Here is an 11,565-nt window from a genome sequence, read left to right as displayed (position 1 = left end):
CGAAAATGCGAAGGCTTTTATTTATAAAATCATTTAATTGCTTTTTGATCCGTTTCCGGGCCAAACAGCCAGATGATAATTGCAGCAATAATAGCCAACCCGGCAATAGCATAATAAACAAACGACGGTGAAACCTGCGTAATCATCATGGCCACAAATGTCGGCATCAACACATTTAACAACTTGGACGTGCCATTGGCAATCCCGGCACCCCTGAACCGATGGGAAGTTTCAAATAGTTCGTTCGTATAGATACTGACAACCGACGCTACCAAGATATATAACGTAATTGTCAACAGGAAACCATTAATTAGAATACCGGGCGTACTCCGCTCATAAGCATAAGCAATGCCCAAAACAGCCGTTGCAATAAATGCCGTTAAAATCAGCCGCTTGCGGCCGGTTCTATCAACTAACAAGGCACCAATAGCCGAACCAATCGGCGCACCGATCATCATGATGGCTGAGAACCCGATTGAATCAACAACGTTAATTCCCTGCTTTAACAGTAATGTCGGTACCCAGGAGGTAAATGTATATTGGCACAACAGCGTCGCGCTAACCGCAACAATTGCGATAAACAGACCACGGGCAAATGAAATGTGAATAGTCGGCTCATCGGCATCCTTTAACTCATCTTTTTCATAAAGACCATTAATCGTTAGTTTTTCAATGATTTGATTAGCTTCCTCAGTCCGCCCCTTTGCCAACAACCACCGAGGGGATTCCGGAAAATGTCTTCTGGCCAACCATAGGATCAGGGCTAAAACGCCCATTGTGATAAACATCGACCGCCAGCCGAAGCGGGGAATCATAAACGAAGCGATCAGTAAGGTGATCGGAGCGCCGGTATTGGCGACAATTGCCGTCATTCCCGACCAGTGGCCCCGACGTTTAATCGGTGCGAATTCATTAACCACCGCGTAGCCGGTCACAATTTCAGCGCCCAGGCCAACCGCCGCGAAGAATCTCAACCCAATCAAGATGGTCATATTCGGCGCAAAAGCTGACAGCAGCGTGAAGAGGCCGAATAAGAGCAGGTTAAAATGGTAAGATAGTTTCCGACCATAAAAATCACCGATATAGCCCGCTAGAATTGAGCCAACAAAGAGTCCTAGAAAACCACTGGATAAAAAGAGCGACCCTTGGGAAATACTCGCGAATTTGTCCTGAATCAGCGTACTGTTAATTGCGCCTGCCATATAAACGTCGGCGGCATCCAGAATCATCCCGGCACCCGCTAATGCAAAGACTTTATAAAATAGTGGCGTTTCCCGGGCATCATTTAATCGGGTCTCTAAAGAATAAGCATTACTTTGATGATATATGTTATCAGCCATTGGCAATTCCTCCATTTGGCAAGTTATTTTTTTATGTGTGATGATGTTCTATGTGTACACAATGCTTGTTTATGTTTATTTCTATGTGTATCACCCAATTCGGGTGCTATGTGGAAATTGACCGGTGTCCTGTCAGCTCATGTATTCAGCCCGCATTTTTTCGGGCGAATAGCTGGCATCCCGGGCATTCACCTTATCCAAACCAACAAATTCATTGAACTTCGGAAAGGTAATCATATGATTCTTATAGGCTTTGGTCGTCCCATCCCGCCGCAGCGTTTCAATTAGCGTCTTTTCGGCAAAGGCCTGTGCATAAGTCATAGCGGTGGGGTGAACTACAATATTAAAGCCCAGCCGCTCCAAATCCTCAGTCCTGGTTAACGGCGTCTTGCCATCTTCAATCATATTGGCCATTAACGGCGTTTTTGGAAAAGCTTCGTGAATTTTCTTAAGCTCGGCAACACTTTGTGGTGCTTCAATAAAAATCAAGTCTGCACCGGCCGCCTGGTATCGTTTACTTCTGGCAATCGCGTTATCCAAACCGTAGACTGCCCGGGCATCCGTTCGAGACATTATCAAAAAGTTGTCATGCTTACGGGCGGCTTTGGCGGCTTTGATCTTAGCTTCCAAGACCTCAACGGGTTCCACTTTTTTGCCGTCCATATGACCACAACGTTTTGGCCAAACCTGATCTTCGATAAACATGCCGGCAGCCCCGATTGCCTCATAATTTTCAACGGTTCGTTTGATGTTATCCAAATCGCCATAACCGGTATCGGCATCCGCAAATACCGGAATGTCCACCGCATTAATAATCTGGCGGCAGCGTTCCAGTGATATCCCGAAGTCGGTGATTCCCCGATCGGGCATTGCCAGAGCCGAGGCACTTGTCGCATAACCGGCGGAAAAGACCGCCTGGGCGCCTTCTGATGCCGCAATTTTTGCTGCCAATGCGTCCGGCGTCACCATCATTCGAACAATGTGACCGCTCATAACTTCATCTTTAAATTGCCTTCTCATTCGTTCATTTTTCAGCATAGGCAAGTCCTCCCTGTTTAATAAAATTAATTGCTTGGCTCTGCGCCCGCTGAATAACCGTTGACAGGTATCCTTTGTCAAGCCAGCCGGTAATACCGTCGATTTGATCAATTCCCGGCTCCCAGGTTGCCAAGAGCGGTAGTGGCAGTCCAACTTGGGTCAATTGCAATAGTTGCTGGTTATCATAGTGATCAATGACAATTGCATCGGCACCAGCTTTGGCTAAATATTGAATGCGTTTAATTAAGCCTTCAATGCCATATGAATGAAGCCCCTCCAACTTAATCCAGATTTGGGTTGCCGGATTTTCCAAGCTGTCTTTGGCCGCCCGAAGCTTACCGATCAATTCTTCCGGCGTTGTCGTCATCGGCTCGGTCGTTGTGTGGGCCGGATACGTCTGGTCATTGAGTAATAGAATGTCGCCGCCGGAGCGCTCTAATTCTTTAGCAGCGTAATAGGTATTCAACGGATTTCCAAATCCCGACTGCAGGTCGGCAATCAATAAACCGGTCTTTTTTAACCGCATATCCCGCAAAAATTTGGCATATTCCGATAATGTCAGCATTCCCTGGGAATCTTCAGCGATCAGATTTTGACTGGTTAACGTTCCATCAATTAAAATGGCAGGAAAGTTTTCTTTACTCAAAGCACTGAATGTCCGACCATCTCCTGATGCCGGCATAATCGTCTCCGGCCGATGATCCAAATAAGTTAATAAGTTATTAATTGTCATACATAGTCCTCCGTTTCATAACAACAAGAAAGCAACAAAAAACGCGCCCGTCGAGTATATATTGAATATACATCGAAGGGCGCGTTTTAACGCACGGTACCACCTTGATTTTATCGAACTCAAAAGAGCCGATCTTAACGAACACAACTTGTCATTGTAGTCGTTGGCCTTGTAATGGTGGCATCCAGTAGACACTCAATGAATCATTCGCATCTACAGCTCAAAGCCTACTTTCGACAATCTCCCAAGGCTTCTTCTCACCAATTAGAAGCTCTCTTAACGAGGAAAATCATCTACTCCTGCTTTTCGTTGCTTTTTTCTTAACGTTTTCTAATTGTTAAGTATGATAACTCATTATTTTCTAATTGTAAACAATTTTTTGAAGAAATTTAATCAGCATTCATTTCATCAGCCACGTCCCGAACCATTGCCAATTCTTCATCGGCTGGAATCAACAAAATTCTTGCCGTAGAATCTTTAGTACTTAAATCTCCGGGAGCTTGCTTTTCGTTCAACGCATCATCCAACTTGATACCAAAAATCTCCAGCTTCTTGCAGACCTGCTCACGGACCCACTTATCATGTTCACCGATGCCACCGGAAAAGACAATTGCGTCAACGCCGCCAAGTTCCGTAATGTAGCTGGCCGCATATTTAACCGTTCGATTGACAAAGATATCCAGCGCCAATTTAGCACGATCATCATCTGAGCTTTCCAAATCCCGCATGTCTGAAGAAACTCCCGAAATCCCCAACAAGCCGGAACGGTCATTAAACATTTCAATTACTTCTTCAGCCGAAGCCCCCATGCGTTTCATAAAGAATGGTACCAATGCCGGGTCAACATCACCGGAACGGGTGCCCATCGTCAAACCGTTCATTGGCGTAAAGCCCATTGACGTATCAACACACTTGCCATCTTTTTCGGCAGCAACGGAAGCACCGGATCCCAAATGCAACGTAACCAATTTAGCAGTCTTATACCCCAGTAATTCCTGAGCCCTTTGCGTAATGTAACCGTGATTAATACCATGTTCGCCATATCGACGAATCGTAAATTTCTTGGTTAATTCATACGGAATGCCATAAATTGCATTAACTTCCGGCACGTCTTTAAAGAAAGCACTGTCAAAAATCGCATACTGATCAGTTTCCGGCAGAATCCGGCGAATAATCTGAATGTATTCGGCCTCTACCGGGTTATGAATCGGCGCAATTTCACTTAGTTCATTAATCCAGTTCAGTGCTTTATCATCAATCTTGGCAACCTTATCAAAAACAGTGCTGCCGGCAACTACCCGGTTACCAACTGCATCAATATCGTGGAGATGGTCAATGACGCCAAGATCTTTTAAATTATTCAGCATAATTGCTGCCGAACGTTCATAATCAACATTGTCCTCAACCTGCTTAAACGTCTCGCCGTCCCCGTACTTGATCTTAATAATCGAGCCCGGCAGATTAATCCGTTCAACCTGACCGTCCGCGAGAACCGTTTCCTTTGGCATTTCAAATAACTTGAACTTTAAAGAAGAACTTCCCGCGTTAACAATTAAAACTTTGGACATAGCACTAACCCCCGACATTTATGATTTGTATTCATTGTGAAAACGGATCCATGCCTATAGTATACTATTTATTCGGAGATTGTGACATGATTCGCTATTGCGCATTTTGGTATTTAATACTAACGCTTTTCCAAGCAAAACTTTTTAATAACACACAGTTTTTCCAAAAAAGGAACGAGCCACAGGCATTGGAACCAACTTGTGGTATTTGTCCACAAACGTCCGAATAGCAGTAGAAATCCAAATATTGATAGCTAAGACACCAATTGTCGATAAAGCCCCATCGGTAACTCCCCAGTAGACGTCTTCATTAGTTCACATTACCCTCGCGTACTCAGCATAAATTTCCCAGAATTTATTTGTCACATCCACTAATTCTGGCAGATGCCGTTTTTTGAACGTCGGTCTCTTTTAAGGGAACCTCTTTACGTTAACTTTTGAACAAGATTATGCTAAGATAAAACTCGTATAAAAAGGAGAGCAAACCTATGATGGATAACATGCGAAGCGATGCTTACAACGAAATTAAATATAAAATCATTCATTTTGACTACATCCCCGGGCAAAAAATCTCTGAAAAAACAATTTCTTCAGAATTAAGCCTTGGTAGAACGCCTGTTAGAGAGGCAATTATCCGCATCGAACGTGAAGGGTTGATTGAAGTGATACCTCAGAGCGGCACCTATATCACTAAAATTGATATGGCAGATGCAAAAGATGCCCAGTTTGTGCGAAACTGCATTGAGCCTAATATCATGGTTGATGCCGTCGTAAAAATGACAGAAAGTACCAAAAGTATTTTGGCAGACAACTTAAGAGCTCAAGCCAACACTGCAAGGAATAACGAGACTGACAAATTCTTTGATTTGGATCAAAACTTTCATCACGAATTTTATAAAGTCGTCCACAAAGACACAGTCTGGCAGTGGCTGCAAATTAACAATACCCAACTCAACAGATTCCGCAGACTGCGATTAAAAGAAAGTAACCTTAACTGGCGCACGCTGTTAACTCAACATCAGCGAATTTATAATGCAGTCCTTAATCAAGATATTGATGATTTAAATTTTCTGATAACCCAACATCTACATTTAATGCTCTTGGAAAAACAAGGGGTCCTGAATGCTTACCCGGACTATTTTAAGAATTACAAAGAAAATTAATTTTCAGTACTACAAAAAGATCGAAGCCAATTTGCCTCGATCTTTTTTCGTGTTATTTTTTAAGTCAATTACTTCTTCATATCCATTGCATGGCCACCGAATCCGTGACGTAATGCTGAAACAACCTTGCCTGTAAAGGTATCTTGTTCCATTGAACGATTACGGGCAAACAATGAATCAGTGATAACTGGAACCGGAATACCTTGCTTGAGCGCTTCTTGGACTGTCCATTTACCTTCACCAGATGAGAACATCTTGCCACTGATCTGATCCAAGTTGGCATCGTTGGCAAAGGCTTCCTGTGCCAATTCCATAAGCCAGCCACGGATAACAGAACCATTTACCCAAACTTTCGCAACTGCTTCATTGTCATAATCGAAAGGACTGTGATCCAAAACATCATAGCCTTCACCAATGGCTTCCATCATACCGTACTCAATGCCGTTATGAACCATCTTTAAATAGTGGCCTGAACCCGGTTTGCCAGTGTAAAGGTAACCATCTTTTTGTGAAATGCCATCGAATAATGCTTCAAGTGTTCGAAAGCTTCGGCGCTGGTACCACCAATCATAAAGTTACCACCGTTTAAAGCACCGTCTTGACCGCCCGAAGTACCACAGTCAAAGAAGTTAATGCCTTTTTCCTCAGCCAACTTGCCATGACGAATTGAATCCTCATAGAATGAGTTACCACCGTCAATCAGGTAATCGCCCTTTGAAAGCAAACCGATAAGTTCTTGGACTGTTGAATCAGTTGGTTTGCCGGCCGGTACCATAATCCAAACCGTGCGAGGGGCATCTAATTTACTAACAAGATCCTCATTACTTGAAGCTGGTGTTGCACCGGCCTCTTGAGCAAGCTTAACGTTATCTTCGTTTAAATCAAATGCAACCACTTCATTACCGTTACGGATCATGTTCTTAACCAGGTTAAGACCCATTTTTCCTAAACCAATCATACCAATTTGCATAAGAATCGTACCTCTTTCGTCTAATATACTAGTTCTCAACTGTTCTTTACGAGAATTATTATATAATCTGAAAAGAATTTTCGCAAGCATTGTGCGTAAATTTTTTTCAGATTATTTTATTTTTGTGTAAATTCATTTTAAAACAGGTTACTATCACTTTCATATCAGCGCTTTAGCAATTAGTTCAAGTTCAACAGGTACGTAACTGTTTTTACCAACTAATGTAAATGTTTTACAAATTTTACGCTTTTTTCTTTCCACCACCTTGAAATTACCAACAATACCAACCCAATCATTGTGATAATAAAACCAGGCACCAAGCCTCTGATGTGGTAGTTAAAGGCCAAGTGATGTTCTCCCGCTGTTAGTTTAGCACCTATCAGGCCATCTGCAACCTTTATGATCGGATGGGGTTTTCCATCCACGTGCAACTGCCAGCCCCGATCATAAGGAAAGCTCATTAAGAGTATCCGGCTATTTTTTGAGACGTTAACCGTTCCCCGAAAATGGCCGCCATGTTCATTGATATTTTGAGCATCTTGTAATTGAAACTGATGTTTTCTTGTTTGAGCTGCGACGGCTTCAAATTTTTTCAAATCAACGCCCATTGTTATTTTAGGAACCGTTTTTAATAATTTAGTTGATCGTAGTCGAATTGTCGCTACCTGACCTTTTTGCAAGTAACCAATCGGAATCATTTCCGTTCCCAAACCACTATAAGTTTTTGCCAACTTAGCGCCATTTACCCACATTGTCACATGATACAGCCTGATTTTGGGGATATAAAGGTAGTGCGGACCGCTGGTTCTGGCACGAATCTGCAGCCGATAATAGTGGTTCCCCTTGATTAGTGACTGTTGATAATCGGTAACCGTCGGCCGATAAAGATATTGCCGATTATTGCCAGCTTCGGCCTGAACCAACGCATTAAGATTATCAAAGACCTGGTTGGAATGATACTTTAAATGGCGCATTTGTTGATGCGTCATAAAACCTAACTGGGCGGCATTCTGTCTGACAAATAGTTTTTGCATGTGTTGACCGATAACATAATAATATTTAATCCCAAACAGATGATTAGTAATTATCGAGCCACCCAACATATCAATTCGCCGAATATTTCGACTGGAAAACCCTAGACTAGCCAAAACGTGGTGCGTATGAGAATTCAGCGTCGAACTATATGAACTAATACCGTGATTTTCAAAAAGCAGTGAATCATTATAACCACTGTAAGGAATTCGGTAAATATTTCGGTAAGGCTGATCCAGAACCAACAAGCGATAAAATTTATTCTGCGTGAATTTTAGATGCTGAACCCGCTGAATAGCCTGTCTGGAGCGCCGGTATTGAGTTTCAAATTGATGTTGATTGACAAATGGTGCATTCATCGTCGCTACGAAAAAATTCATCATTAATTCAAAAATCAAAATGCTGGTAAGAATCACCTTGCCGGAAGCCTGACGATTTGTCAGTGACATGATCGCAATGGCCGTCAAAATCAAAAAGCCCAGCACCAACACATAGATAAAATTATTAGCGGAAAGCTGCGGCGTTGCAAATTTGTACGGCGTCATCTTTTCCTGAAAAATAGCCGCCCAGGCATAACCGATTGAAATCGCAACTCCCAATCCAGCAGTTGCGAGAACAATCAGTTTTGAATCCTTAAAGATGCCCTTTAGGTAGCCTTCATAAGCCACCATTACCAACGCAAAGCTGAATAAGAATACCATCCGAAACGGAAACCCGGCTGGTCGCTGGAACAAATGCCAAACCGTATTCAATGGTAACAACCACATCCCAATAAAAATACTGCCTAGTAGAAAAGCGGCTGCCTGTTTATCACGATTGGACACGCTTTTGGAAAAGAAATAAACAATTCCCAAAATAATAAATAAAGAACCGGTAAACATACTGGGATTGTGCACCAGTCGCCCCGCAAAATCATTACCGCCGAATCCGAGATTAACAGTAAAACTCGGTCCAAAGGTTCCCTTTAAAATAAAATTCCGCAGATGAATATCCTTTTTGCCGGTTGACATCATTGAAATGGCCGTGGGTATTAAAACAACGGCCGATAGCATCCCCGACAGTAGTGAATACCACAAAAAACGGCCAATCCGATTCAGCTGTTGCTTTAGATATATCCCCAATGAGAGCCGTGCCGGCTGCTCCTTAACCATTAAATACAGGAAATAAATCACACTAAACAAGCAAATAATATATCCCATATAATAGTTGGTTATAATAATGGCCGTTAAACCACCCACATATAACCAGAAACGATTTTGATAATAAAGCTTCTCAAGACCATAAATCATCATCGGCAGCAGAATCAAAGCATCCAGCCACATTAAATCGTAAAAATACATAGATACGAAGCCACACAGGCCATAAGCCAGGCCACCACACGCAGCCATAAAATCATAATGCCGATATTTATAGGCCAAAAAGGTACTCATCGAAACGCTACACAGAATAATTTTCAGCCAAATGATTAAATCAATAGCAATTGGCAGATGGGCCGGCTCAAAAAAGACAACCAGCAGATTAAGTGGGCTTAATAGATAATAGGCATAAACCGGAACCAGGCTGTCCCCGATTGAAATTAAAAAAGAATAACTTGAAAAAGAAAGGTGCAGCAGCTGCCGCCTCAATTCGGCAAAAAATTGCAGGTACTGAGTTGACAAATCGCTGATCAACAAATTTTTTGAACCAAATGGCGCGATACCAATTATTATAAACAACAGGCTGACAACGACCACTGGTAGGATTGTGATCGATATGTAGTAATTAAATCGCTGATGCATTCGCATTTTCGTTAACATAATTTCAAAATCTCTCCAAATATCACTTTTTATTTCAAGTTGGTTTTCCACAATCATTATTGATATCAGAATCCTATTTAGTATAACCCACTCAATTTTTAAATACGCAAACAAACTCTTTTTTTACCAACAATTATCATTTTTTGAAAATATTACGCTTAACCGCCTTAACTTGTAATATTTGCGAGCGGTTAAGCTATTTTTAACTGATTTTTAGCAAAATTTAGCTGATTTACGAAAAAAAAGTTAAAATATTTTTTTAATTTTAGTTTATTGATATTGCTTTTAATTCCCGTCGGATCAATAACGCACAAATGTGAAAAAACTGTGAAATTTATGTTTAATCTTTATGAAACAATCTTGAGACTGTTATGTAGCATTTTTCTCCTATACTTATTCTTGTAGTTTTATAAGGGGGACCAATGAGATGACATTTAATTTCAAAAAAATGGCTGGCCTGTTTATGGGGGCTTTGGCAGCCTTTACCATTAGTACATCGGTCAGTGCAAGTAAAACAAAAATCGCCGACGTTTCCCAATACCAGGGAAATATCAATTGGAGCAAAGCATCCAAAGTTCTAAAATATGCCATTATCCGGGTTCAGCATGGTGATACCGGCGATGCCGATTTCCGAATCGACTCCAAGCGAAACGTCAACGCGGCCGGCGCCAAAAAATATGGCGTGCCATTTGGTCAATATGGTTACGCTGAATTCAGCAGTGTTGCCGATGCCAAAAAAGAGGCTCGGGATTTTTATAAACGCTCCAATGCCGGCGCGCGGTTCTATGTTTTGGATAATGAACATCGAAAAGGCAAAGGTTCCGAGCAATCCTACGTCAACGCATGGCTGAGTCAAATGAGAAAGCTCACCAATAAACCATTGATTTACTATTCTTACGATAACTATGTTGCTGTTCATAAAATCAACTATTCAAAATTTGATGGTTCATGGATTGCCAATTATTCTAAGAAGCCAACTGCTTCAGCAGATCTTTGGCAATATACATCAACAGGACGGGTCAGTGGTATCAGCGGCAACGTTGATTTAAGCAAAACGCTTAATTCGTCAGTTGTCAATTCTTGGTTCAAAGCTGGATCTGCTGATACGGCCAAGCCAACTTACTACACGGCAGTACCAGCATCTAAAAAGGTAACTATTACAAGAAACATTTATGAGTACCAGGATGTTAATTTCAAAAGTCGGATTACTAAATTAGCTGCTGGTAAAACATTATCTGTAAAAGCTGTCACCCGTTCAACCGGTGGTGCTTACAGGTTTCAATTAACAAATGGCAACTATATCACTGCTAATAAAGCATTTGTTTCCAATTAAATTTAAAAAGTCGTATTTATAGAAGGGGATTATTGTCTTGTCACACAGTCACAGTCATAGAAGTATCAAATCAGCTTTAAAACCACTTTTAGTCGTTGTTGCATTAATTAGCTTTGCGGTAACTGCATTTTCCTTTGCGCAAGCAGTAAACGCCGACAGCACTGACAAACCACATTACTCAGCTGTTTACAAAGAAGCCAAGAAACACTTGGGTACCAGCTATGTCTATGGTGCTGTCGGACCAACCCACTTTGATTGTTCCGGTTTCACCAAATATGTTTACAAAAAAGCTATCGGCAAAACCTTACCAAGAACCGCACAAGCTCAGTACAACGGCACAAAAAAGGTTTCAAAGAAAAATATCCAAAAAGGTGATTTGGTCTACTTTGGCTCAAGCAAGTCAAATATTTCCCACGTTGGGATGTATATCGCAATGGCCGGATGATTGATTCACAAAACCGCGGTGTGGTTACTGAACAAGTTTACGCACCTTGGTGGCACGTTGTTGGTTTTTCACATCCAACTGATTTATCATACGATTAAGCCCAAAACAAAAACAAGTTACCGGCGAAAGATCCGGCAACTTGTTTTT

General features: G+C 41.7%; 7 protein-coding genes, 2 pseudogenes and 1 other annotated feature. Of the genes and pseudogenes, 3 read left to right on the top strand and 6 right to left on the bottom strand.

Annotated features, from left to right (window positions below; all coding sequences use genetic code 11):
• Positions 1–29: 29 nt before the first annotated feature.
• The 4 genes from JCM14108_RS09130 to JCM14108_RS09115 form a co-directional block, all read right to left on the bottom strand.
• Positions 30–1,340 carry an MFS transporter gene (locus tag JCM14108_RS09130; RefSeq protein WP_051996119.1) on the bottom strand — a complete coding sequence of 437 codons (1,311 nt, stop codon included), beginning with the start codon at positions 1,338–1,340 and terminating at the stop codon, positions 30–32.
• Between the two features lie 132 nt (positions 1,341–1,472).
• On the bottom strand, positions 1,473–2,378 hold the full coding sequence (locus JCM14108_RS09125; RefSeq protein ID WP_191978548.1) for an isocitrate lyase/PEP mutase family protein: 906 nt from the start codon (positions 2,376–2,378) through the stop codon (positions 1,473–1,475).
• Complete coding sequence (locus JCM14108_RS09120) at positions 2,365–3,111, bottom strand: isocitrate lyase/phosphoenolpyruvate mutase family protein (protein ID WP_035180344.1); 747 nt, start codon at positions 3,109–3,111, stop codon at positions 2,365–2,367. Before JCM14108_RS09120 ends, JCM14108_RS09125 begins: the two co-directional genes overlap by 14 nt.
• Positions 3,112–3,183: 72 nt before the next feature.
• Positions 3,184–3,430: a binding site (T-box leader), on the bottom strand.
• A 70-nt stretch (positions 3,431–3,500) separates the two neighbouring features.
• On the bottom strand, positions 3,501–4,679 hold the full coding sequence (locus tag JCM14108_RS09115) for an acetate/propionate family kinase (protein ID WP_235807093.1): 1,179 nt from the start codon (positions 4,677–4,679) through the stop codon (positions 3,501–3,503).
• 488 nt (positions 4,680–5,167) lie between these two features.
• Here JCM14108_RS09115 and JCM14108_RS09110 point away from each other — a divergent pair, with 488 nt between their 5' ends.
• Positions 5,168–5,842, top strand: coding sequence for a GntR family transcriptional regulator (locus JCM14108_RS09110; protein ID WP_035180340.1), 675 nt, complete (start codon positions 5,168–5,170; stop codon positions 5,840–5,842).
• A 68-nt stretch (positions 5,843–5,910) separates the two neighbouring features.
• Here JCM14108_RS09110 and gnd read toward each other — a convergent pair.
• Together gnd and JCM14108_RS09100 are read right to left on the bottom strand one after the other, a co-directional pair.
• Positions 5,911–6,812: pseudogene (gnd, locus tag JCM14108_RS09105) on the bottom strand (phosphogluconate dehydrogenase (NAD(+)-dependent, decarboxylating)).
• A 218-nt stretch (positions 6,813–7,030) separates the two neighbouring features.
• Entirely contained in the window at positions 7,031–9,640 is a 2,610-nt protein-coding gene (locus tag JCM14108_RS09100) for a YfhO family protein (protein ID WP_035180349.1), read from the bottom strand.
• A gap of 427 nt (positions 9,641–10,067) precedes the next feature.
• On the opposite strand from JCM14108_RS09100, the gene JCM14108_RS09095 reads away from it, so the two are divergent.
• On the top strand, positions 10,068–10,973 hold the full coding sequence (locus tag JCM14108_RS09095) for a GH25 family lysozyme (RefSeq protein WP_035180338.1): 906 nt from the start codon (positions 10,068–10,070) through the stop codon (positions 10,971–10,973).
• Positions 10,974–11,037: 64 nt separating this feature from the next.
• Positions 11,038–11,516 (top strand): annotated as a pseudogene (locus JCM14108_RS09090) (C40 family peptidase).
• Positions 11,517–11,565: the final 49 nt, after the last annotated feature.

It is taken from the genome of Lentilactobacillus farraginis DSM 18382 = JCM 14108, from assembly GCF_000583655.1.
GTDB lineage: Bacteria > Bacillota > Bacilli > Lactobacillales > Lactobacillaceae > Lentilactobacillus > Lentilactobacillus farraginis.
Note: the sequence above shows the minus strand (reverse complement) of the source record. Positions and strands in the feature narration are given on the sequence as shown.

Coding starts and splice junctions, on each gene's coding strand:
- JCM14108_RS09130 (WP_051996119.1), bottom strand. CDS start 1,340: ATGGCTGATAACATATATCATCAAAGTAATGCTTATTCTTTAGAGACC.
- JCM14108_RS09125 (WP_191978548.1), bottom strand. CDS start 2,378: ATGCTGAAAAATGAACGAATGAGAAGGCAATTTAAAGATGAAGTTATG.
- JCM14108_RS09120 (WP_035180344.1), bottom strand. CDS start 3,111: ATGACAATTAATAACTTATTAACTTATTTGGATCATCGGCCGGAGACG.
- JCM14108_RS09115 (WP_235807093.1), bottom strand. CDS start 4,679: ATGTCCAAAGTTTTAATTGTTAACGCGGGAAGTTCTTCTTTAAAGTTC.
- JCM14108_RS09110 (WP_035180340.1), top strand. CDS start 5,168: ATGATGGATAACATGCGAAGCGATGCTTACAACGAAATTAAATATAAA.
- JCM14108_RS09100 (WP_035180349.1), bottom strand. CDS start 9,640: ATGTTAACGAAAATGCGAATGCATCAGCGATTTAATTACTACATATCG.
- JCM14108_RS09095 (WP_035180338.1), top strand. CDS start 10,068: ATGACATTTAATTTCAAAAAAATGGCTGGCCTGTTTATGGGGGCTTTG.